Genomic DNA, 24,163 nt, shown 5'->3' on the forward strand with positions numbered 1-24,163 from the left:
TTCGGATAGAAGAGGATTTTTTATTTTGATGTTAAAAATGGCTAGGGATAACTTAAATACCCTTTACATTTTTGAAGATTTTTGGACGTATTATATGATCTTTATTTAATATTGAGAACCATTGTGTTTACCACTTTCCCAGCCGTGTTTACCTAGGTATTGATCTCCGCTTTCTACTGCGCCTTCTTCAATAGAGGTTCCCATAGAGTCATTCCATCTGTTGAGGTATCCAAATAGAGAAATCACACCAAGCATTTCAACGATTTCACCTTCATCCCAGTGCTCATACAAACGTTTTTTGATATCGGCATTTACGGCATTAGGTACAAGAGAAGCCGCTAAGCTAAAATCTAATGCAGCACGCTCAGCTTCCGAAAAAGCAGGATGCGTTCTATATTCCCAAATATTATCTAATTGTTCTTGCTCGGCACCATAACGCTCTGCAGCACGAATGGCATGAGCTTGGCAATAACGACAACCAGTAGAATTACTGCTTACCCAAGCAATCATACGTTTTAATGCAGAAGTCACACGACCTTCATTAGCCATGACTGCTTTATTTAAGTTAATAAAGGCCTTACTAATAGCTGGTCTACGTTGCATGGTTAATACAGAATTTGGGCAAAACCCAAGAGTTTCGTTAAAAAATTCTGCAAGTTGTTTTGTTTCTGGATCGTGTTCTGCTGATAAAGGTGTAACTAATGCCATATTTTTGTTTTTTTTAGTAGTATTTTTGAGTTAACAATAAACGAAAAATTCTTTAGATATGTCTCATAAAGTTGTCACACATTGGAAAGGAAACTTACAATTTGAATCCGATAATCCAAACGGAAAGTTAGTTACTATGGATACAACTCCAGAACACGGAGGTCATAATTCTGGGTTAGGACCTAAAGCCATGATGTTATCGTCCTTAGCAGGTTGTTCTGGTTTAGACGTGGTCTCTATTCTTAAAAAGATGAAAGTGCCTTTTTCAGATTTTAGAATTGATACTTATGGAGAACTTACCGAAGAACACCCTAAATATTATCATACAGTAACTGTTGAATACCATTTGTATGGTGAAAACCTCGATGAAGCTAAGATTAAAAAAGCAGTAGACCTTTCTATCGAAAAATACTGCGGTGTTATGGAGATGTTTCGAAAATTCTCGGAAGTAAAAACGTCTATTCATTATCACAACGTATAGCGAAAATTTTCTATATTAGCATATGCGTTGGACTCTAAAACCAAAACAAGATCCGATTACTGTTGACACTTTGAAAAAAGCGTTGCAGGTTGATGCGTCAATAGCTACGCTTTTAGTGCAGAGGGGTATAGAGACTTACGAAGAAGCCAGGACATTTTTTCGCCCAAGTTTAGATGATTTACACGATCCATTTCTTATGAAAGATATGGACAAAGCCGTTGCTCGTATTGAAGCTGCACTTCTTCAAGGCGAGAATATTTTGGTTTATGGCGATTATGATGTTGATGGAACAACATCTGTGGCCTTACTATCATCCTATTTAGAAACGAAATCGGATCAAATTGCCACATACATACCAGATCGCTATGATGAAGGTTACGGCATCTCTTACAAAGGAATTGACTTTGCTCATGACAATGGGTTTTCGCTCATCGTTGCGCTAGATTGTGGTGTAAAAGCTATTGACAAAGTCGACTATGCTTCTGAAAAAGGAATTGATTTCATTATATGCGACCATCATAGACCAGGTGAGGTATTGCCAAAAGCTGTGGCTATTTTAGACCCAAAGCGGAACGATTGTGAGTATCCTTTTAAGGAGTTATGTGGTTGCGGTGTTGGATTTAAATTAATACAGGCTTTAGCTTCAAAAGAGGGTAAAACTGTAGAGGAACTTTCGGAATACTTAGATTTAGTTGCTACTGCTATTGGCGCTGATATTGTTCCTATTGTTGGAGAAAACAGGGCCTTAGCTTATTTTGGATTACAAGTTATTAATTCGCAACCAAGACCGGGAATTCAAGCCATTATTGAGCAGGTTCAAAAAGATAAACTTACAATTACAGATGTCGTATTTATTGTTGCGCCTCGTATTAATGCGGCAGGGCGAATGAAACATGGTAACTACGCCGTAACCTTATTAACTGAAACTGATGCAGTTCTTGCAAAAGCATACGCTCAAGAGATTAACGCTTTTAATCAAGATAGACGAGAAGCGGATAAGCGTATTACTGAAGAAGCGCTACATCAAATTACTGAACTAAATGAAGAAAACCGACTAACAACGGTTGTTTATGACGAATCATGGCATAAAGGGGTTATTGGTATTGTGGCGTCCAGACTCACCGAAACCTATTATAGACCAACATTAGTTTTTACTAAAAGCGGAGATAAACTTGCAGCTTCAGCAAGATCGGTTTCTGGTTTTGACGTTTATAATGCGTTACAGGCATGCAGTGAACATTTAGAACAATTTGGAGGTCATAAATATGCCGCAGGTTTAACACTTAAGGAGGAGAATTATGATGCCTTTAAACAAGCATTTGAAGATGAGGTTTCTAAAACAATTGACAGAAATTTACTCACACCAGAAATAAAGATAGACATGTGTCTTGACCTGCGTCAGGTAGATCAAAAATTTTGGCGAATCATTAGTCAATTTGCACCATTTGGACCAGAAAATAGAACGCCTATTTTTATGACTGAAAACCTTAAAGACACAGGATATGGAAGGTGTGTTGGAGGTGATGATAAGCACTTACGACTAACGGCAACGCAAGATGGTTATAACATTGTTGGTATTGGATTTAACTTAGGTGATAAAATAGACATCATTAAAAACCGAAAGCCATTTAACGCAGTATATTCTATTGACGAAAACCATTGGCAAGGTCAAGTAAGTTTACAATTAAAACTACGAGACATTAAGTCATAATATTTCTTTTTGGTTTTCGTTACTCCATTATGAAACACATTACAACTATTATTTCCTGCTTAATTTGCAATATTATATTGGCGCAAAATTTAGTTGTTAACCCAAGTTTTGAGACGTATAAGTATTGTCCAGAATTTATAAGTAATTTCAATAAAAACGTGACCTCATGGTCAACACCTACTTTTGCCACTACTGACTATTTCAATACGTGTGCTGAACGCATGAATAGTATTAATCATGCAGGAAACCAGAAAGCCAAGACAGGAAATGGCTATGTTGGAATATATACGTTTTCTGATAAAAATTATCGCGAATATATTCAAGGTGAATTACGCCAAAAACTGGAGGAAGGAATAACTTACAAGTTGTCTTTTTATGTGAGTTTAGCGGAGTATTCTACGCATGCTATAAGTCATATAGATGTTTTGTTTATGCCAATTCCATTACAAAATACAAATTCGAATCAAATCAATATAAAACGTTTATCTAAACAAGCTGTTGCATCAAATTTTTTAGAAATACCTCATGACGATTTCTATGCTGATACGGTGAATTGGATTAAGATAGATGTAGAGTATACGGCTTTAGGGTTTGAAAAATATTTTACCATTGGAAATTTTAGCTCTAATCGCAAAACGAAAAAACAGAATGTATTGTCTTCAACAGGTAAGCAATTTTCGTATTATTATATTGATGATGTGAGCGTTAAACCGATTGCTAAAAACGAAACTCAATTATCTACTGAAAAAGAACAGGAGAGTTTTGAAAATGAAACAATTTATACCTTTAAGAATGTCCTTTTCGAATTTGATAAGGCCAAATTACTGGATACTTCTAAAATTGAACTGAATAGCTTATATACATACCTATTTACGAACCCTGATTTGAATGTTGAAATTTATGGACATACTGATAATACAGGGACGGAAGTAAGAAATCTTGAATTGTCTCAACAAAGAGCTCAGGCGGTTTCTAAATATTTAATGTCATTAGGGCTTCCTAATGAAAGAATTCAATTTTTTGGTTATGCTAGTTCTAAACCAATTGCAACCAATACAACAGCAGAAGGACGTGAACTTAATAGGCGTGTTGAATTTAAATTGATTAAGAAAATCAAAGATTAATACTTTGCTTTCGTTTATTTTTGTGGTAAATATTAGACATAATCACAAATTTATCTAATTGGCTAAAAACGATCCATACGCAGCATTACGGTTTAGAGAATTCAACATTTTTTTGATTCTTCGTTTTGCATTAGTTTTTGGTTGGTCTATGCAATTTGTAGTCATAGAATGGCAGGTCTATGCACTAACCGAAGACCCATTGTCATTGGGGATTATTGGTCTTTGCGAATTTTTACCAGCTTTTTTTCTTGCTCCTTTTGCAGGCCATATCGTCGATAAGAAAGAAAAACGAAATTTATTTGCACTTTGTATTTCATTGTTTTCTTTAATAAGTTTTGGATTGTTTTGGTTAACATCGAACACGGTTGAGTCTTCGTGGGAAACAAGTACTATTTTATATGGGATTTATGGGTTAGTTTTTTTTGGCGGTGTATTGAGGGCATTTTTTGGTCCTACGATATTTTCGTTAATAGCATTACTCGTTCCAAAGAAAGCATATCCTAATGCAGCAACATGGAGTAGTAGTACATGGAAAGGTGCAAATGTATTTGGAGCTTTATGCGGTGGGTTTTTAATAGCTTGGATAGGTGTAAATCAGACCTTAGGGATCGTATTTCTACTAGTAATGGTTGCCCTGGTATTGGTATTACAAATAGCTAAAAAACCAATTTTAAATAAAGGAAATAATGAATCAATAAAAGAAAGCTTAAAGGCCGGACTTAGCTTTGTGTTTAACGACAAGGTTATTTTAGGCGCTTTAACTTTAGATATGATGGCTGTCTTGTTTGGTGGCGCTGTGGCAATTTTTGCTGTATTTGCAAAAGATATTTTAGACGCTGGACCAAAAGGGTTCGGTATTTTAAATGCAGCGCTTTCATCAGGTAGTATTATAACCATGTTAGCAACAACCTATATACCTATTACAAAAAATACAGGGAAGAAGTTACTCATTTCTGTATTCGGATTTGGGTTTTGTATGATCATTTTTGGAGCATCTAAACTTATGTGGTTGAGTGTTTTAGCATTATTTTTCTCAGGTGTTTTTGATGGTATTTCTATGGTTGTACGTCAAACCATACTTCAGCTTAAAACTCCAGATAATATGAGAGGTCGTGTTGGTGCGGTAAATTCTATGTTTGTAGGATCTTCTAATGAGCTGGGAGCTCTAGAGAGCGGTATTGCTGCCAGGATTTTTGGTGCGCCTTTAGCTGTTATGTTAGGCGGAACAGTAACCTTAATTGTTGTGGCGGTAATGGGAGTTAAAAATAAACCGTTACGTGATCTCGATTTAACAAAAGATATTGAAGCTCACGAGGCAGAGACCGATGAGACTACTTAAATGTTTTCAATTCCATTTGATTGCCATCAAAAACGCCATAGGTATAATAGGTTATCCAATCTCCTAGATTGATGTATTTTGATTGTTCATTGAGTTGAATATCTAAAGGCAAATGTCTGTGTCCGAATACAAAGAAGTCTCTATGTTCTGTTTCTAATTTTCGTTTACAATATTGCACTAGCCATTCTTTATCGTTCCCTAAAAATTTAGCATCGTCATCTCCAGATATCATTTTGTTTTTAACAGACATATAATGCCCAATGCGCATACCAAAATCGGGATGTAATAGACGTCTAAATAGCCATTTACAAATTGGATTTGTAAATACTTTTTTCATGCGTTTATAACCCTTATCTCCTGGGCCTAATCCATCACCATGACCAATAAAAAAACGCATATCATTAAAAATGAATTCTTTGGGTTTATGAAATACAGGAATATTAAGTTCTTCTTCAAAATATCCATTCATCCATAAGTCGTGATTACCAACAAAGTAGTAAATAGGAATTCCGGAGTCACTAATTTCAGCAAGTTTCCCTAAAGTTCTTGTAAATCCTTTTGGAATAACACGTCTGTACTCCATCCAAAAATCGAATAAATCACCAAGTAAAAAGATGGCTGCAGCGTCTTTTTTTATTTCATCAAGCCATGCTACAAATTTCTTTTCGCGAGGTAGGGAGGCTTCTTTTGTTGGTGCCCCCAAATGATTATCTGACGAAAAGTAAATTTTCTTGCCCTCTGGGATTTTTATGTGAGTTGGCTTAGTCATTATCAGAAGCGAACCACTGTGCGTATGAGGTTGCCGTTTCTTGGAGTTTTAATGAGTGTAGTTTGATGGTATTAGGTAAACGTTGTTTTATCTTTTCAGCAAAATCAATAACCATCATTTCACTTGTAGGTTGGTAATTAACCAATAATACATTATGGCCTCGATCTTCAAGTTCTTTGGCTAACTCAACATGTGGTGTATTCTTATTAAACACTGTCGCATGATCAAACACATCTACGATTTCTTCTTTAACAATCTTCTTGAGATCACTAAAATCAATAACCATCCCATATTTTACGTTGGTATTGTCTGAAATAGGCTTCCCAATAACCGTTACATCTAATCGATAGCTATGACCATGAACGTTTTTACACTTTCCGTCGTATCCATAAAGGGCATGACCAGTTTCAAAAGAAAATTGTTTTGTAATGCGAATGTTACTCATTATCGTTTTTTATTACGGTTGTAGAAATAAACAATAACTAAAACGATTCCTAAAATAAGAAATAAACCGTTTCCACTTATAAATGACATGATATCCATAGCGTTGTTTTTAGGCTTGCTTTAAAGCGTATTATTCGCCAAAGTTACGTCTTTTGTGAAAGTGATAAAAATAGTTGTCTGAATTTTATGATTAGCGGAATACCTCTTGCAATAATCCATAAGGTTAATGCAATAAAAACAGCGTATAACTTAAGGTCAAAGCTATCTAGTAAAAATAAAAGTGGAATAAAGACTAAACCAGTTGACAAAAGGAGTAGGTTTCTAAGAAATTTCATTTTCCCCATGCCTTTAAATATCCCATCAAAAATAAAGGCTAATGCACAAAAAGGTTGCATTGCCAAAACAATCCAATAGACGTTATAAAACTCATTGAGTACGGTTTGGTCTTTCGTGAAAATAGAACCAACAACATTATAAGTTATAAATCCAATGACGGCTAAAATAATTCCAATACCAATGCCACATTTTATCAAAAACCGACTTAATTCCACCAATTTTTTATAGTCTTTTGCTCCTAATAATTTCCCAGACAGAATGTTTCCGGCACTGGCATAACCATCAATAATGAAAGCTCCTAAAAACCAAAGATTTATAGCAATGGTATAGGCTGCAATGTATTGTGTTCCATATAATGTGGCGAAACTTGTTGCAAAATATAAGGTGGCATTTAAGGCTAGGGTTCTTACAAATAGATTCAAAACCATAACCGTAAATGTTTTAATTTCTTTATTAAACGGAAATGTAACACGCAACGAAATATCGGTCTTTTTTAGTAAAAAATAGGCTGAGCATAAGGCCATAATAATTTGAGCAATTACACTGGCGTATGCGGCTCCTTTGATATGCATAGGGCTTATAAGTCCTTCTATACCATAAACAAAAGCAAAGTCCAATACAATATTAACGACGGTTCCAACAATAGCAATAATCATTGGAATGTAGGTGTTTTGAAGCCCTCTAAATGTGCCAAAAACAGCAATAGTAAAGAGTGTAAATGGAAAGCCAAAAACGCGAATATTGTAATACTCAACACTGTAATCTAATATTTGACCAGAGGCATTATAGAAATTAAATATTTGAGAAGAGAATGGTAATGTGATGGCTATAATTATGAGGCTAATTGATGTGATAATAAAAATAGCCTGAGCAGGAAGATTTTTAACTGCATCTAACTGATTAGCGCCTAAATGTTGGGATACAATAGATGAAATAGCACTTCGTGTTTGACCAAATACCCAAATAAGCATAGAGATAAAGGTCCCAACAATTCCAACAGCGGCTAAGGCTTCGGCAGCATTATGATCTACATTACCAATTATAGCAGTATCTGTAAGCGACAAGATAGGTTCGGCTACTCCAGATATTAATGCCGGAATGGCTAATTTATTGATGTTTTTTAATGTAATGTCTGTTTTCAAAAAATACGCTCGTAACAATAAAAAGGAAACTCACTTTGCTTAGGAAAATAAATATTACCCAAGCGCTGATAGCCACGAAGTTCGTAAAATTTTTGGTTTCTTTTGTTCTCAGAGAAGGTGTCTAATCGAATAGAGGTATAGTTGTTTTCTATAGCGTGTGCTTCTGCAAAATTCATAAGTTGACGCGCATAACCTTGACCTTGATACTTTGGATGAATGGCTAACCGATGAATGTAGATATTGTTTTCATTTGGAGTCAACCATGTCACAGGCATATACTCCTCGTCCATTAAGGTTGAGATTACTATACAGCCTTTAATACTGTTTTCAACATCTAGCACATATAATTCATCGCGCTCTACATCATTTTGAAAAGCAGATGGGTTTGGATAATGTTCGTTCCACTGAAATATTTGTTGATCGATCATATGTTTAGCACATGCCTTTGTGATGCTTATGATAGCATCTATATCCTTTAGAGTTGCTTTACGTATCATATTAATAGTTACCTTTGCAAAAATTTATTTTAAACAAAGTTACTTTTAAATATTTGATTATGAAGTCTATTCTTGTTCCTGTTGGTTCCTCTAAAAATGCTGAAAGCCATTTACAGTATGCTGTTGATTTTGCTAGAGCATTTGGTGCCAAATTATATGTTGTACAGATTTATAATGTTTATACAAAAGCAGGCACTATGATAAAGATTGATCACATATTGGAGCGCGAAAGTGTTACTTTTTTAAATAGTCATGTGTCTAAAATTGATACCAAAGGAGTAGACGTTGTTGTTAAAACATTTAAAGGAAAACTGGTAGATACGATAGAGTTGGCATGTGAAGCTCTAAATGTAGACCTCATTTTATTAGAGCCTCGAACGAACTCAATTAAAGATGAGGTATACTTAGGCAAAACTTCAGGGAAAATTGTTAAGCAAACGAATATTCCGGCATTAATTGTTCCAGAGGGTTATGTTTACAAACCGATTGTAAAGATTTTATTAGCCGTTAAATCTGCTATCATTAGAAAAGAAGATGCTTTAGATCCTTTAAAAGCAATAAAGAACCAGTTTAAAGCTGTAGTGAATTTACTTCTGGTAAAAACGCCATTTTTCAATGAAGGCGACTTAGATGTTAATGATGATTTAGCGAGTTTAATTACAAATACTACAGTAAGTGAAAACGCCACAACACATCAAGGTGTTTTAGAACATTATACCAATAATAACCCTGATTTATTATGTGTTGTAAGACGTAAGCGTGGGTTTTTTGTGAAAAAATGGGAAAAGAGTACCATTTTAAAGAAAGACTTTAGTAGTGCTTTGCCTGTATTGGTTTTAAGAGGTTTGAAATAAAAATTGGGGCATTAGCTCATTTGGCTAGAGCGCTACGCTGGCAGCGTAGAGGCGATCGGTTCGAATCCGATATGCTCCACACTGAATAACAGGGCTTCACAGTGATGTGAGGCTTTTTTATATGATATGGAAATGTGTTTTAATATGGAAGCGCTTATTCAATTAAAAATAGATACGTGCTACGGCATTTGTAGTAAGCCCTAAGGAAAACCTAGAGAATTTATTGACTTCAGTATTTACATTGACTCTATAATAGTTGTTAATGGCATTTTCTCTATTTGATATATTCCAGATGGATGCACCTATTTCTGATCTAACAGAATTACTTAATTTGAACTTGTAAATGACTGAAGCATCAATTCTTAAATAGTCTGATAATCGTTCATTATTTCCTTGATCAAAATTTACATTATCTTCAACTATTTCATTTCCGTTTAACGGTATAGACGTAGGTTTTCCTGTTCTGTAGTTTACTCCTGCTGAAATATTCCAAGATTTGTTACTAAAGGTTGTTCCTAGAGCAACCGAATGCGTTATATCAAAATTACTGGGGAATTCAATATCTTCAAGTGTTTCAAAAGTGTAAGTATTGTTCATGTATGAATAACTTAACCAAGTATTGAAATTGCTGAATTTCTTTCTGCATAAAAACTCAAAACCATAGACATCATAACTGCCTTTTTGCTTCGCGAATTCATATTTAGTAGTAAAACTTTGACTTTGGGAAGTTATGCCATCTACTATTTTATAATAAGCCTTAGCATCTAATAACCAACCATTATTTTTGTATGTTATTCCAAATGAAACTTGCTTACTTTGAATGATTGGGATGCTATCGTTGTCAGTTAATTGCCAACGCCTTTTCTCAATACCTAAAAAGTCATTCTGAAAATTAACGATTTGTGATGTACTTTGATGTTTAAATTCGCCTTGTGCTTCAATTTCAATATGCTCTCCAATAGATTTTCTTAAGCTTAATCTTGGTTCAAGAATTAACTCTTCAAATCGTGTTAAGTAATTTACTCTCAGTCCGCCTCTAACGGAAAAGTCTTTATTTGGGTTTTTGTACCAAACTTGACCAAAAGCACTATGCTCTCTTAATATTTCTTCGTCTCGTCTCACAAATCGAGGTAAGTCAATATCATTTAAGTTTATGACCTCTGTTTCTGTAAATTGATAACCAAGATTAAAGCGCCATTGATTTTGTTCATACAGGTTGTTTAACAAGACACTTGTTTCAGAAACAATATTCTCCTGTAGCTGTAGCTGATTGCTCAATACATCAGCGTTAAGAGCTTCAAGTTTATATTCGCTATCATAAATATTGATTGTTGATGACAGCCTCTCACTCCATTGTCTTTTGTAGTTTAGCCCTACTGCTAGACTGTTTTGCGTAATATTACTACCTCTGGTTCTTAATACGCCATCAATATCAGCCGTTTCATTGAAGCCTAAATCGTTATTAATTAGTATGAAATTTAGTCTTATAAAATCTCTACTCGTAGGCTGATATAACCATCGTAGCGCTGTATCGTAAAAGTCGAATTCCTGATTAGAATTAGTAACATTTGCAATATTATTTTCTGCTTCTGTGTCCTGAGTCACTCTATCGAAATAAACATCGTAAGTTGGTGTTCTTACAAAATCGTTCAAAGACTTTCTGGATGCAATCTGAAGTGACGACTTATTGCCTGTTGGAATATTCGAAAACAATTCTGCATTTAAAAAATTAAGACCAAAAACACCTTTGAATTTAGAATCAATTTGCTTATCTGTTTGCATTTGAATCGTACCAGAAACTCCATCTGTCAATGCTACATCTGAGCCATTATTAATAACGTTTGCAGTTTGAGTCATAAGCGGATTAAAACTCGAGATGAGACCAAAAAAATGTCCCGTTTGATACATTTTGATATCATCCCAAAGCATCAAATTTTGGTCATTAGAACCACCTCGGATATTTATATTAGAAACAGTTTCATCAACACTCAAGATGCTTGGTAATGCCTGAACAGTTTGTAAGACATCTGATTCAATTAGACCAGGTAAAAGACTAAATCGTTTATAGTCTATTGAGGTTGTCCAATTGTGTCTTTTATCAATACCTTTAACGAGATACGCTTCAATGAGAACTGGGGAAATTAACTCTTGCTGAATAAGCATTACTATTATTCCACAATCCTCTAAGTCAAAATATTTCACTTGACGCTCAATGGTTTTCAATCCAATATGTCTTATGATTACTAGTTCATTTTGGGATCTTATTTCAATTTCAAAATAGCCATTTTCATCGGTTACTGAATGAGCAAATTTACCTGTAATAGTAGCGCCCATAAGAGGTTTTTTTAATTCTGAATCTTTGATATAACCACACAATCGTATTGACTTAGAAATAGTATAAACTAAATCACTAACTCTCTCAAAAATTAGATTGGTTTGTTTTTCGAGATTTTTAAGTTTTGAATTTAAACTTAAATCCTGTGATATAGGGGTTACAATGATGCTTTTTAAAAGATTACTTTCATAATTAAAGGTAATAGAATGCACTTTTGTAATTTGCTCAAGTACTTCAGATACTGGAACTTTTTGCTCTGAATTTTGTCCGTGCGACTTAAATAATTGAAAAAAGCACAGAAATAGAAATATGTAAAACCTAGTTCTGTCCATTCCTTATAATGACCTCGTTAGTATTCTGAATTTCATAGGTCAAATTAAGGGGGTTCGTTATAGACTTTAAAGCATTTTCAAGATTGTCATGTTCAAAAGCACCTATGAATTGAATACTCAAATCAGATGAATATTGTACCTTAATATTGTATTGCTTTTCTAGCTCGTCAATAACTTCCTCAAAAGAAGCGTTTTCAAATACACTCATATTTTTAAGCCAGTAAGGCTCTGCTACGACAATATTCGATTTTATACTATGTCCTGATGATAGAACAAATTCAGTACCAGCAGGTAGCCTTATAATATCATTATTATATGTGACTTGAACTAAGCCTTCATAACAAGAGACTTTAAAAATGCTATCCCTAGATAATACATTAAATTCTGTACCAAGAACACTGACTTTCCCAAATTTTGTATTTACATCAAAGCGTTTTCCTTTTTCAACATCAAAAAAGGCTTCTCCAAAAAGGTCTAATGACCTATTCTTATCCCAATTAGAATTAGAGTATTCTAGACCAGATAATTGGTTAAGATTTACAATTGAATTATCAGGTAAAGTGATAGTTTGGTTTTGAGCTAAATTGGTCTTAAAAGAGCTTATTTGATCTTTGTTTAACAACGTAAACAATGCAAACCCAACAACAAGAGTAGCAGCAATACTAAAAGCAACTTTTAGCCAATTATTAGAAGTATTTTTTTGAGAAGCTAACTTTTTGTCTAACATATCAAAGGATTCGACTTTAGCATTTAAATAACCACTAAACTGTTGTGCGCTGTCAATAATTTCTTTATAGAACGTTGCATTTTCTAAAGCATTGAAAGACTCTGCCTCTAAAAGAGACAAATCATCATTCAACCATTTTTTTACTAAATACTCTTCGTTCATAAAATAGGGTTATATTCTTAAAACAATTTAAATTATAATTGTCCCAGAATTATTTTCGCTTGAGCTCTTCAAGCTCATTTTTTAATTTGTTAAAAGCCGCATAAATTCTGTGCTCAGCGACTTTTTTGGTGATTCCTAAAATTTCTGCAACTTCTTTATGAGTTTTACCATCTACCTTGTTCAGTAAGAATGCAACTCTTTCTTCTTCCTTTAACTGTGATAATACACGTTCAAATCGGGTTAGAAATTCTTTTTTGCGTAGAATAAATTCTGGAGATTCGTTTGTGTAATCCTTTGGTTTTACTTGTTGATGTTTTAAAACAACCTTTTGGTGCTTGACCTCGTTGAGCATCATATTATTTGCTGTGGTGTATAAATATGATTTAGCAGTTTCTGGCTTGATTTTAGCACAATTTTTCCAGAGTTTAATAAATGCTTCTTGAACTTTGTCTGCTGGATTTAATAATTGACCATATTTATATAAAAGAATATTGCTCAATGATTGAGCATACTTCTCGTAAAGTTTTGAGAAGCGAGTCTTATCACATATATCTTGATGTAATGATTTTGACAAGGATTCAGTTTTTCAATTTCTATATAGAAAGATAAATAAAAAAAATTCATCTTTTCTTGGGACAATTTTTTAATGGGTTGTTTTAAGAATAAAGAGGTTATTTAAAAACTAATTGATTAACGAACTTAAGATTTAATAAAATCCATTCCATTATGAAAACATTGAAACCAATTTTACTACTAGTTATAGGTTTTTTATTCACTATGACATCTTGTAGAACCGAAGACGATTTAGCAATCGACCCGCCTGTTGAAGACACTATTGAAGCGAATTCAACAATTGCTAACCTTATGAGTAACGTTGCATCCAATGATGGTTCTGACGATAACATTATAGATAATGCCAATTGTTTAAGCGTGCAGTTACCCGTTACCGTAACAGTTAATGGTATCGAGATTACCATTAATGATGATGATGGTTATCAGGATATTGAAGATATTATCGACTTATTTGACGACGATGTAGATTCTGTTGTGATTTCATATCCAATAACAGTTATACTAACTGATTTTTCCACTGTTACAGTCAACTCAGATTCTGAATTAGCAATACTAGTAGCAGATTGCAATGGCGAAAACGAAGATGATGACGATATAGAATGTATAGACTTTCAGTATCCAATTACGGCATCTATATATGATGAAAACAACGATTTAATCAATTCTATAACAATCAATAATGATAATGATATGTATGATTTTATTGATGATTTAGACGAATTTGCAGCGGTAACAATTAACTTCCCGATTATAGTGATTTTTATAGATGGAACTACGCAGACTATAAATAACATACAAGAATTAGAGGGTGTCATTGAGATTGCAGATGATAGCTGTGATGAAGATGATGATAATGATTTTGATGATGATGATTGTGATAACTGTACGACCAATGACCTAGAAACTGTTTTTGCGGATTGTTCTGAATGGACTGTTGATAAATTAGAACGCAATGACGATGACCTTGAGGACAATTATGTAGGATATGTATTTGAATTTAATAGTGATGGAACAATTTTAGTTACTCAAGGAACTAACTCTTTTAATGGAACTTGGGAAGCTTCAGGTACAGGTAATAATATTTCCGTCGTTATAAATGTTACAGGATTGCCTGATTTTAATGATACATGGAATTTACATGAAATTGAACAAGATGATGACGAAGTAGATGTAGACCTAAGATTAGGTGATGATAGATTACGCTTTGAAAGTGATTGTCAGTCTAATGGGTCAATCAATGACACGGCTTTAGTTAACGCCCTTATAAATGGAGATTGGTATATAACTTATTTCTTTGATGATACTGACGAAACATCAGATTTTTCAGATTACGTATTTAATTTTTCATCTGATAATACTGCAACAGCGACAGATACAAGTGGATCTACTAATGGTTCATGGTCAACAACATCGGGAGATGATACCGAGCTTGGATTAAACCTAAACTTTGGAACTGGTATTCCCTTAGATGAATTAGCTGACGATTGGGATGTTCTTGAAGTAACTAATGATATAATTAGGCTAAAAGATGTTAGTGGTGGAGATGGTTCGGAAGATTTTTTAACCTTTGAAAGAAACCCATTCGACGGAGGCAATGGTAATGATGATTTGGAAGCAATACTAACAGACGGGTTATGGATAGTTGCATCTTATACTGAAGATGCTGATGACCAAACCTCTAACTATTCAGGTTACGAATTAGATTTTAATATGGATGGTTCTGTATCAGCATCAAACGGTTCTAATACAAATAATGGAACTTGGTCTGTATTTAGCTCAGGAAATCAAATGGCTTTAGATTTTGTAACAGATATACCTTTTGAAGAATTTAATGATGATGACTGGGATGTTATTTCTGTTTCAAGTACTGAAGTGGTTATCCAAGATGTGAGCGGCGGCGGCGGAACAGATACTTTAACTCTTCAAAAACTATAGTTTATAAACGTGTTAAAAAGGTGAAATATGATATAATTAAAAGCCCAAAACGAAAGTTTTGGGCTTAATTTTGAACTAAACCGCGTTTAGTTCTCCCTTAATTAATTTTTAATAAGCTTTTTAGTCAGTATGCCTTCAGTGTATTTAAGCTCTATTAAATATAGTCCTGAAGTACATTCGGAAATATCAAAACGTTGACCGTCTGTTATGTTTGTTTCTTCTTTTATCAACTTCCCTGAAATATCATAAATAGATACTTTTTCTATTTCGGAATTTCCTAAGTGTTTAATTCTAAATGTTCCATTAATTGTTGGATTAGGTATAAGAGACACATCACTTTCATTGCTGTCCAGATCACTAACAGATAAGGTATCACAAGACCCTGAAATACCATTAGCAGAAGTGACTCTGAAATTACCTTCTACATTCATTAGTTGAAAACCATTTAAACTTCCGTTTAAACTATTTGAAGACTTGTCAGTAACCATAGCTATTGCAGTATTATCTGTATCTACCATACCTTGGTTGAGATCAAAGTTTAAGATTAATCCAGTTTCACTTCCATTTAATTCGCAATTTCTCGAGTCTGCAATGTCGCTAGCACTTCTTGCATAGTTCCATATACGAATATCATCCAGCATGCCTTGTAAAGGATATGGATCGCCACCTGCCGTGGTACCAGCACCAATTCTTAGAGGGCTACTATTAGGTGTTAAGTTTCCTGAAACGGCTTGAGTTCGAACGTTTATACCATCAATGTAAAAATTCACTTCGGTACTACTTAAGGTCACAGCTATATGGTACCATTGATCTGGAGCCACAGTATTCCATTGATAATCGGTGAAATTGGCACCAATCCCAGCATGATAAAAACGAAAAATCTTATTTGCTCCATCGGTTAACAACATAAGTCCGTATGACTCGGTGTATCTGGATTTAGCAAAGATGCATTCCCAGTCCCATCCGTTTGTTGTTCTATTTATTTGATCAAAATTCACCCAAGCCTCGAAAGTAAAACTTGTTGTGAAATCTAATAAATCATTATCGGGAAGTTCTATATAATCCCATGAAGCGACTTGCCCATCAAAGTCTAATCCTGTAGCAGTTTGGGCTGTTGAAGTTTGGTATAAAAATACCATTGCAAGTAAAAAAAGTAATTGTTTTTTCATAATTAAATAGGTTAAATAATGTTTGTTACTCTTATGACATGTAATTCTGAGCTTACCCTATTTTTTTTATTAAAAAAATTGTAATTCATCATGAATAAATGATGTTTAATCGGGTTTTTTAAAATACTTAATCGGATATAAAAGAAGTATACAAGCGCATTGGGTATCTATTAGTTCATTATTTGGAATGTTTCATTTTATATTTTATAGGAGGTATATTAAGAGTAGTAGAACATGAGCCAGGGATACTAGTAAAGTAAATGGGATGATTACTCTATAAAATTTATAGTTTTTGTTATACATGGGCTTCATAAATATTTGGGATTCATATGGTCTTTTCTAATCTAATACAAACTTAAATCCGCTAGAAATAATGCTAGAGTTAAGTCCGTCACTTCTATCATAAATGCTATACTTTATATCAAATGACTTAAGACCAAAATTGAAGATTTTAAACGTTGTAAAAATATCTGTATATCTAAACCCTAAGCCATATTGATTGCTATTAAAACCTGATAAATCGTAGTCTGATGTATAAAACTCTGAGGAGGACGTATGGGCTTCATAAGGTGCAAAATAGTCTGCCGCGGTTTGGTTATAAAACCTATAACTAGGATAGAAGGTAAATTTACCGTTACCCAATTTAATAGGAAGTTCAATACTTATTGTATGCGAGTTAATTCCCCAATCATCAAAATAATATCGATAATACGTTCTTAACGCCATATTTTCATTTATATAGTAGTTAAAGCGAGCTCCAATTGGAATTTTGAATCGTGTGTCAGGCAATCGTTCGATATCATCTGCTAGTTGAAAAACATCAGTATTTGTTGGTGATGTATAATTAGGAATATTTGCTGCATTTCCTATATAATAGTTTGGTCTATCATTAAAATAAACGCGTTGCATGGGGTTCGCGAGCCATCCTTTTTGTTGGATAACATCTAAAAACAAAGAGAATTGTGCATTTTTACTCACTATTTGAGAAAAACTAAGGGATAAGGAATAAGAATTTCTTGACTCATCTTGTATAAGTGTTGTATTGAATGGATTCCAAACTATGGCGCCATTTTTATCAATGGCCTGCCCTTGTTGATCTAGAATATCGATACCACTAAAAAAACCGTTATTAAGATCTCCACCAGCTTCATTATACGAGTCTATTTCTGTTGGGTATCTTGGGCTCCAAGTGTCTAGAAAAACTTGTGCTTTAATTCCTAATTCTGTGTTCTTTTCATTAAACAATTTAGTGAATCCTCCACCAAAGCCGATTGAGGTATAGTCGTATTCAGTTGCAAATCCAGCATTAACACTCCATATATTATTTCTATCATCTGAACTATGACTATAACTAACAGTAACTCCTCCCCAAACATCCTTTGCAGAGGCTCCCGATGATTCTACCCACGGACTACCTGTTGGAGATGCATTTGCATTGCCTTCGTTGTCATCGTCATCTCCTCCTCCAGCAGAAGCTCCAGAAGAATCAAAAGGATCTAAATTACTCGAAGACGCCGAGGTATATGCAGAAATTCCTGCATCTATAGTTAATACATCATCTGCATTTAACGGTATGGCAACGACAATAGTTGGGGTTATATCTGTAAGATGCTCGTCGCCTATGCCTCCAGTTACTGAAGCATGAGTTCCATCTTGTTGGTAATAACTCATTAAAAAATCAACTTCTGTTGTTTCTAATACGCGTTTTTTATAACCTGAAGATATAGAATCTTTATTCTTATCTTGAGAATGCAAAAGCAAAGAGAAGAAACACAAAATCGATACGAATAGATATTTCATATTAGTTACAGCCACAGCCTCCGCCTGTTTTTCCTCCATTTGCTCCAGAAGCACCTTCTCTGTAGACATGAAAATTAGTTTCAAAACGATCTATTTTGTTTGCGGATAATGCCATATCTGGATCATTAATATTAACTTTATCATACTCTTTAACAGCCACGCATGAGCTTAGAGATAGCAGTATTACTGTAATAGAAATTCCTTTTTTTATCATCATTAATTTTTTTGATTGTTTTATTTTATATTGATGTTTTTAGAGTAGAATACTTTTCCGGTATCATCAACAATAATGCACTCTATATTTTGTAATTGATTAATAAAGTCTAGTCCAACATCTATTCCCATAACAAAGATTGATGTTGCTAAGGCATCGGCTAGTTCGGCGCTTACGGAAAACACACTTACACTTACAATACCGCTGCTAGGATAACCTGTTCGTGGATCAATAATATGAGAGAATCTCTTTTTGTTAAGCACAACGAACTTTTCATAATTACCTGAGGTAACCACAGCGCTCTCATAAATTGGGAGAAGTGCAAATACTTTATTTTTATTTAGGGGGTTCTTAATTCCTATTTGCCAATCTTTACCTGAACGTTGTTTTCCCCATGTATTCATGTCTCCAGAAGCATTAATAATTCCACCCTCGACACCTATTTTTTTTAATAATTCTTTAGCCTTATCTGCGGCATATCCTTTGCCAATAGCTCCAAACCCAATTTTCATTCCTTTGTGTTTTAGGTATATAGAGTAGTTGTCTTCATTTAATATTATGTTCTTATAGCCTACTTTTTCAACAGATTTTTTGATACGGTCTTCAGATGGCATTTCGGTCATGGATCCATCAAATTTCCAAATGCGATCCATAGATGCATAACTTATATCAAAAGCACCTTCTGTTAGTTTAGATATTTGAATGGCTCTTTTAATCAAATCAAAGAGTTCTTTATCTACAGTTACAGGTTTGATGCCTGCATTTCTATTTATTTCTGAAGTTTGAGAGTTTTTGTCCCATGAAGAAATTAATTTTTCTATTCTTGATATTTCAGATACTGCTGTATCTATGTATGTGTTGGCTTCAATAGAATTTGTAGCTATAACAGTAATATCAAAACGACTCCCCATTAGCTTTAAAACACGTTTGTAAGTGCCCTGAGCTAAGGCTGTATAGTTAACACAAAACAATAGACCCAAAATAATTAGCTTCTTCATTTATCTATTTTTTAAAAGATTCTAATAATTTTATGTAGGCCTCAGGTGTTGTCTTTTTAAATCCTGTCTCTCCTAAGACATTACCTTTTCCATCGAGTACAACTACATGTGGAAAGTATCCATATTTGTTATACATCTCAGCTAACTTCTTATTGTGATTTTGCTGCTTTTCGCTTAGCGCATTTTTTTTTCGTCTAGGGAAGTCTGCTTTTAACATCACAAAATGAGACTTTGCATAAGACTTAAATGTTTCCGATTGAAAAATAGTTCTATCCAATTTCATACAAGGTGCGCACCAATCTGACCCTTGAAACACTAATATTATAGTTTGTTCATTCTCTTGAGCTATAGACTTGGCAGTTTCCAAGTTAGTATTCCAATCTTGTGAAAAAACACTAAATGAAATTAAAAATGGTAAATAAAGAAGTAGTTTCATGGTAAAGAATTACGTATTGGTCTCTATAGTTAATACACGAAAAAACAACTTCACCCTATTTTTGATGATATATTTTAGTGCTTTGAGTATTTTTGAACTCTCATTAGTTAAAAGATGTCAGAAAAAGAACCTTCTATTTGTGAAGAAAAAATTTATAACGAATTATTTCGGAAATACTACGAGCCAGTAACGAAATACATTTATTATAAATGTGGAAATTTACATCAAGCAGAGGATATTGTTCAGAATGTATTTATTAAAATTTGGAAGCTTTGTGCTACTATTATTTACTCAAAAGCAAAATCTTATATTTATTCTGCATGTAACCATTCATTTTTAAATGAAGTCGCGCATGAAAAAGTAGTTTTAAAGCATCAGAAAACAGTAGAAGAACATACAAATTATGAAAGTCCAGATTTTTTAATAGAAGTTGATGAGTTTCGAATAAAACTAAAGCAAGCTATTAACATGTTAAACCCTAAAGAAAGGGAGGTTTTTTTATTAAGTAGGGTTGAAGATAAAACATATAAAGAGATTGCAGAAATAACAGGTCTTACAGTTAAAGCAATAGAGCGTCGAATGAGTAAAGCCTTGAGGGAATTACGAGACCTGCTTGGAGCGCATATTAAAGTATAAAAATAGGGTAGGGTTTAATTTAAATGTCTTATAGTTAGAAGCTTATAATATATGATGAAAAATTACGATAATGATGATACTTTTTTAGGACGCTGGATTGCAGGAGAACTATCTGACGAGGAACTTATTGCCTTTAAAAAGACCGAGACATATAAACAGTTTAAACTCATTAATAGGGAGTCTCAATTATTAGATGGTCCCGATATTGATGTCGAAAAGGCACTGCATGATGTAAAGCAGAAACTAAAACAAAACAAACCTAAAACAATTCGTCTTTGGCAAACTATTACTGTCGCTGCCATGTTAATTATAGCGTTAGGTGTATTTTTCAATTCATCAAAAACCTATACAAATGCAATTGGTGAAACGCAAACAATCGTTCTAGAAGATGGTTCAAAGGTGCATTTAAACGCTAACTCCAGTCTTTCGTTAAAGCGCTTCTTTTGGTCAAATAATAAAACGGTAAATTTAGATGGTGAAGCCTATTTCATAGTTACAAAAAACAATGATTTTAAAGTAAAGACTTCAAAGGGTATAGTTAAGGTATTAGGAACAAAGTTTAATATAAAAGACAGATCTTATTTTGAATTGAAATGTTACGAAGGAAAGGTTAAGTTTTCTCAGTTGAGCGATGCATCTTCTTCGAAAATTTTGACCCAAGGAATGCAAATAATAATTGATGATAATCTGGTTGAAGATGTACTTTTTAAAGAAGAATCACCTTTGTGGAGAAAAGGTGTTTCAAAATTTGACGAGCAACCGTTACATCTAGTATTAGAGGAATTAACGCAGTATTTCGATATCACTTTTGATGCTCATAACATTAACAAAAACAGATTGTTTTCAGGAAGTTTTAATCATAATGATTTGGATTTGGCGTTAAAGGCAACATTAATCCCAATGGGAATAAATTATAAAATCGAGAAGCAAACGATTATCCTGTCTGAATAAAATACAAAACCTAAATTTGGATTCCCAAATCAACAAATATGAAACATTATTTTTTTGTTTTAGTATTCTTTTTTTCTATGACGATTTTTGCGCAGCAAAAACAGAATTTCAAATACACTCAAACCCCTTTGTCTCAAGTATTAAAAGAGCTTCAAGAGAAAAATAATGTATCCATTTCGTTTGCGTCTGATGTTGTCGAAGGTATTCTTGTTAGTCTTGATTTAAAGCAAGTTACTTGGGTAGAGTTTTTGTCGGTTTTAGAAAGTGAAACGGGTTTGATTTTTAAAAAAATATCCGACAATCAGATTATAGTCACGCCCAATATAGATCGCGATAAACTGCTGCCTATTGAAACATTAGATGATGTTATTATTCTGGGATATGTTACAAACGGGATAGATAAAAAGAAAGACGGTTCTATTGTTGTTGATACTGAAAGGTTAGGGATTTTACCTGGAATGGTAAATACTGATATCGCACAAAGTATCCAGCTAATTCCTGGGGTTTCAACTTTAGATGAATCGGCTACAGGAATACAAGTTAGAGGTGGTTCCCCAGATCAAAATTTAGTGCTATACGACAATATTAAATTATTCAATACTGGATATTTCTATGGCATGTTTTCGTTATTTAATCCTTTTGCCACCCAAAAAGCTACCATTTATAGATCAGGAACAAGTGCTAAATATGGTGATCGTATTTCTGGGATTATAGATATTTCTAGTGGCAATAAAATTTATGAAAACACTAAAGGAGGATTTGAAATAGATGGTTTATCTATAAATGGCTATGTTAAAACACCATTATCAAGTAAGATAGGGTTATATCTATTTGCAAGAAGGTCGTATTCGGACCTATTAAAAACGCCTACTTACAATAGTTATGTAGATAAAATTTTTACAAATTTTGGTGTTGCTAGAGATATTAATGGAAATATTTTGCAGTTAGAAACCGACGATGATTTTAGTCCAGAAACTAGCAATAATACATTTAATTTTGCCGATGTTAGTACTAAGTTGATTTTTAAACCAAATGAAAGAAATAACATCGAATTTAGCGCATTGTATACTAGAAATCGTTTAGATTTCGATTTTAAAGGTGGAGATGAAGTCCTTGTAGATTCGCTAATCACTCAAAATAAAGGACTAAGTTTTAACTGGAAACATAAAAGTAACGAAAAGCAAGAAGAGGAGATTACAGCTTACTTTTCTGAATACAATTCTTTTTATCAGAACGATGAAATCAAAGATGAAACAGGAGATGGTATTTTAGACCTGAGCGAAGTTAATATTAGAGAAAATAATATTACAGATATTGGCGTCAACTTTATGTCCTTTAGACAAATTACTGCCACTCAGAAACTAACATTGGGTTATCAGTTGTCTTATACAGATCTAGATGTTACCATAAGTAAAGAAAAGCCTCTAGAACTTGAAAAAGAGGTCTTATTGCAAGACGATCATAATCTTAAGAATGCATTATTTGCAGAGTACAGTATAGGCTTAAAAAATAAAGGCTTGATTAATGCTGGTTTGCGATTTTCACATTATGGTAGTTTAAATGAATTTTTAATTGAACCTCGTGTCAATTTTGAATACCCTTTAAGCAAACGTCTCAGAACAAAAATCGCAATAGAAAGAAGAAATCAACCCATTTCACAGTTAATAGAGTTTAATCATACAGAATTACGTCTTGAAAATAATTTATGGCGATTATCAGATAATGATCAATATCCATTGCTCTCTAGTAATCAAATTTCAGGAGGATTATTGTATTACCATAAAAACTTAAACATTGACGTAGATTTTTATTATAAAGAACTAAAAGGACTAACAACTTTTACTAACGGATTTAGTAATCCCTTGGAAAATTTAGAAAAAGGAGAAAGTACTATAAAAGGGATTGACGTTTTATTAAAATATAAGCGAAAAAACTATAAAATTTGGCTTGGTTATACATTTAATGATATTATTTTTCGGTTCCCAAACTTAGCCGATACACCATCTAAATTTAATGGTAATAACGACATTACCCATCAATTTAGAATATCCAATTCGCTTAAATTAAACCAATGGCAGTTTGCAATAGGATGGCAAATAAGAACAGGTAAACCAATAACGCCTGTAAACAGTTATACTATAGAAGTTGATGCTGATGGTGAAAATGCGGGAGTTGTAAATTTTGGCGTAATAAATAGTGATAGATTGCCAAGCTTTCATAGATTAGATGCGTCGGTTTTATATGATTTTAAGATTAAAAAAACAGATGCACAATTTGGTATATCATTTTTAAATATTTACAATAGGATAAAACCAATAAACGTAATTTACAAAGCAGAACGAAAACCTCTAGATGATGGTGGGATTGCTATAGAAGGCACAACTGGCGAAACACCAGAAGAGCGAGAAATTATATTAGAACAGGTAATTCAACGGTTTTCATTAGGGTTTACACCTAATATTTCTTTTAAGTTGTTTATTTAATTAACTA

Annotated in this window: 22 protein-coding genes and 1 tRNA gene; 10 read left to right on the top strand and 13 right to left on the bottom strand. The window is 33.5% G+C overall.

Annotated features, from left to right (window positions below):
- Positions 1 to 105 precede the first annotated feature (105 nt).
- Positions 106 to 708 carry a carboxymuconolactone decarboxylase family protein gene (locus tag Q0787_RS05620; RefSeq protein WP_298901254.1) on the bottom strand — a complete coding sequence of 201 codons (603 nt, stop codon included), beginning with the start codon at positions 706 to 708 and terminating at the stop codon, positions 106 to 108.
- 58 nt (positions 709 to 766) lie between these two features.
- On the opposite strand from Q0787_RS05620, the gene Q0787_RS05625 reads away from it, so the two are divergent.
- Genes Q0787_RS05625 through Q0787_RS05640 form a run of 4 tightly spaced genes read left to right on the top strand, consistent with a single transcriptional unit; the run spans position 767 to position 5,363 of the window.
- The gene (locus tag Q0787_RS05625; RefSeq protein WP_298901255.1) at positions 767 to 1,189 is read left to right on the top strand and encodes an OsmC family protein; all 423 of its coding nucleotides are present in this window, start codon (positions 767 to 769) and stop codon (positions 1,187 to 1,189) included.
- Between the two features lie 22 nt (positions 1,190 to 1,211).
- Positions 1,212 to 2,900: a single-stranded-DNA-specific exonuclease RecJ gene (gene recJ, locus Q0787_RS05630; protein ID WP_298901256.1), complete on the top strand. Its 1,689-nt coding sequence runs from the start codon at positions 1,212 to 1,214 to the stop codon at positions 2,898 to 2,900.
- Between the two features lie 29 nt (positions 2,901 to 2,929).
- Positions 2,930 to 4,024 carry an OmpA family protein gene (locus tag Q0787_RS05635; RefSeq protein ID WP_298901257.1) on the top strand — a complete coding sequence of 365 codons (1,095 nt, stop codon included), beginning with the start codon at positions 2,930 to 2,932 and terminating at the stop codon, positions 4,022 to 4,024.
- Between the two features lie 58 nt (positions 4,025 to 4,082).
- Positions 4,083 to 5,363 carry an MFS transporter gene (locus Q0787_RS05640; RefSeq protein WP_298901258.1) on the top strand — a complete coding sequence of 427 codons (1,281 nt, stop codon included), beginning with the start codon at positions 4,083 to 4,085 and terminating at the stop codon, positions 5,361 to 5,363.
- Here Q0787_RS05640 and Q0787_RS05645 read toward each other — a convergent pair.
- The 4 genes from Q0787_RS05645 to Q0787_RS05660 all read right to left on the bottom strand — a co-directional run bounded on the left by Q0787_RS05645 (position 5,356) and on the right by Q0787_RS05660 (position 8,551).
- On the bottom strand, positions 5,356 to 6,114 hold the full coding sequence (locus tag Q0787_RS05645) for a UDP-2,3-diacylglucosamine diphosphatase (protein WP_298901531.1): 759 nt from the start codon (positions 6,112 to 6,114) through the stop codon (positions 5,356 to 5,358). The two genes, Q0787_RS05640 and Q0787_RS05645, sit on opposite strands and share 8 nt — an antisense overlap.
- 10 nt (positions 6,115 to 6,124) lie before the next feature.
- Positions 6,125 to 6,577 carry a 6-carboxytetrahydropterin synthase gene (locus Q0787_RS05650; RefSeq protein ID WP_298901259.1) on the bottom strand — a complete coding sequence of 151 codons (453 nt, stop codon included), beginning with the start codon at positions 6,575 to 6,577 and terminating at the stop codon, positions 6,125 to 6,127.
- A gap of 142 nt (positions 6,578 to 6,719) precedes the next feature.
- Positions 6,720 to 8,054 (bottom strand): MATE family efflux transporter, encoded by a 1,335-nt coding sequence (locus Q0787_RS05655; RefSeq protein WP_298901260.1) that lies wholly within the window; start codon positions 8,052 to 8,054, stop codon positions 6,720 to 6,722.
- Entirely contained in the window at positions 8,051 to 8,551 is a 501-nt protein-coding gene (locus tag Q0787_RS05660; protein WP_298901261.1) for a GNAT family N-acetyltransferase, read from the bottom strand. Before Q0787_RS05660 ends, Q0787_RS05655 begins: the two co-directional genes overlap by 4 nt.
- Before the next feature lie 59 nt (positions 8,552 to 8,610).
- Between Q0787_RS05660 and Q0787_RS05665 the strand changes: the two genes are divergently transcribed.
- Both Q0787_RS05665 and Q0787_RS05670 read left to right on the top strand, forming a co-directional pair.
- Positions 8,611 to 9,405 (top strand): universal stress protein, encoded by a 795-nt coding sequence (locus Q0787_RS05665; RefSeq protein ID WP_298901262.1) that lies wholly within the window; start codon positions 8,611 to 8,613, stop codon positions 9,403 to 9,405.
- Positions 9,406 to 9,410: 5 nt separating this feature from the next.
- A tRNA-Ala gene (locus Q0787_RS05670) sits at positions 9,411 to 9,484 on the top strand.
- Between the two features lie 83 nt (positions 9,485 to 9,567).
- Here Q0787_RS05670 and Q0787_RS05675 read toward each other — a convergent pair.
- The 3 genes from Q0787_RS05675 to Q0787_RS05685 are packed head-to-tail and all read right to left on the bottom strand — an operon-like array spanning position 9,568 to position 13,535.
- Entirely contained in the window at positions 9,568 to 12,072 is a 2,505-nt protein-coding gene (locus Q0787_RS05675; RefSeq protein ID WP_298901263.1) for a TonB-dependent receptor, read from the bottom strand.
- The gene (locus Q0787_RS05680; RefSeq protein WP_298901264.1) at positions 12,059 to 12,961 is read right to left on the bottom strand and encodes a FecR family protein; all 903 of its coding nucleotides are present in this window, start codon (positions 12,959 to 12,961) and stop codon (positions 12,059 to 12,061) included. Before Q0787_RS05680 ends, Q0787_RS05675 begins: the two co-directional genes overlap by 14 nt.
- A 49-nt stretch (positions 12,962 to 13,010) precedes the next feature.
- Entirely contained in the window at positions 13,011 to 13,535 is a 525-nt protein-coding gene (locus Q0787_RS05685; RefSeq protein WP_298901265.1) for a sigma-70 family RNA polymerase sigma factor, read from the bottom strand.
- Between the two features lie 152 nt (positions 13,536 to 13,687).
- Between Q0787_RS05685 and Q0787_RS05690 the strand changes: the two genes are divergently transcribed.
- Positions 13,688 to 15,469: a hypothetical protein gene (locus Q0787_RS05690; RefSeq protein ID WP_298901266.1), complete on the top strand. Its 1,782-nt coding sequence runs from the start codon at positions 13,688 to 13,690 to the stop codon at positions 15,467 to 15,469.
- Positions 15,470 to 15,570: 101 nt separating this feature from the next.
- Here the strand turns inward: Q0787_RS05690 and Q0787_RS05695 are convergent, their stop codons facing one another.
- The 5 genes from Q0787_RS05695 to Q0787_RS05715 all read right to left on the bottom strand — a co-directional run bounded on the left by Q0787_RS05695 (position 15,571) and on the right by Q0787_RS05715 (position 20,086).
- A complete protein-coding gene (locus Q0787_RS05695) occupies positions 15,571 to 16,638 on the bottom strand; it encodes a LamG-like jellyroll fold domain-containing protein (RefSeq protein ID WP_298901267.1) in 1,068 nt (355 codons plus the stop codon).
- 339 nt (positions 16,639 to 16,977) lie between these two features.
- A complete protein-coding gene (locus tag Q0787_RS05700; protein ID WP_298901532.1) occupies positions 16,978 to 18,438 on the bottom strand; it encodes a DUF3570 domain-containing protein in 1,461 nt (486 codons plus the stop codon).
- 1 nt (position 18,439) lies between these two features.
- The gene (locus Q0787_RS05705) at positions 18,440 to 18,652 is read right to left on the bottom strand and encodes a DUF4266 domain-containing protein (RefSeq protein ID WP_298901533.1); all 213 of its coding nucleotides are present in this window, start codon (positions 18,650 to 18,652) and stop codon (positions 18,440 to 18,442) included.
- A 20-nt stretch (positions 18,653 to 18,672) separates the two neighbouring features.
- Positions 18,673 to 19,650, bottom strand: a complete 978-nt coding sequence (locus Q0787_RS05710) for an FAD:protein FMN transferase (protein ID WP_298901268.1) — start codon at positions 19,648 to 19,650, stop codon at positions 18,673 to 18,675.
- Positions 19,651 to 19,654: 4 nt separating this feature from the next.
- Positions 19,655 to 20,086: a thioredoxin family protein gene (locus tag Q0787_RS05715; RefSeq protein WP_298901269.1), complete on the bottom strand. Its 432-nt coding sequence runs from the start codon at positions 20,084 to 20,086 to the stop codon at positions 19,655 to 19,657.
- A gap of 114 nt (positions 20,087 to 20,200) precedes the next feature.
- On the opposite strand from Q0787_RS05715, the gene Q0787_RS05720 reads away from it, so the two are divergent.
- From Q0787_RS05720 to Q0787_RS05730, 3 genes are read left to right on the top strand one after another with little or no spacing between them, the layout of a single operon-like run.
- A complete protein-coding gene (locus Q0787_RS05720) occupies positions 20,201 to 20,722 on the top strand; it encodes a sigma-70 family RNA polymerase sigma factor (RefSeq protein ID WP_298901270.1) in 522 nt (173 codons plus the stop codon).
- 51 nt (positions 20,723 to 20,773) lie between these two features.
- Positions 20,774 to 21,673: a FecR family protein gene (locus tag Q0787_RS05725; RefSeq protein ID WP_298901271.1), complete on the top strand. Its 900-nt coding sequence runs from the start codon at positions 20,774 to 20,776 to the stop codon at positions 21,671 to 21,673.
- 38 nt (positions 21,674 to 21,711) lie between these two features.
- Positions 21,712 to 24,156: a TonB-dependent receptor gene (locus tag Q0787_RS05730; RefSeq protein WP_298901273.1), complete on the top strand. Its 2,445-nt coding sequence runs from the start codon at positions 21,712 to 21,714 to the stop codon at positions 24,154 to 24,156.
- Positions 24,157 to 24,163: the final 7 nt, after the last annotated feature.

The organism is uncultured Psychroserpens sp. (assembly GCF_947492715.1).
Classification (GTDB): domain Bacteria; phylum Bacteroidota; class Bacteroidia; order Flavobacteriales; family Flavobacteriaceae; genus Psychroserpens.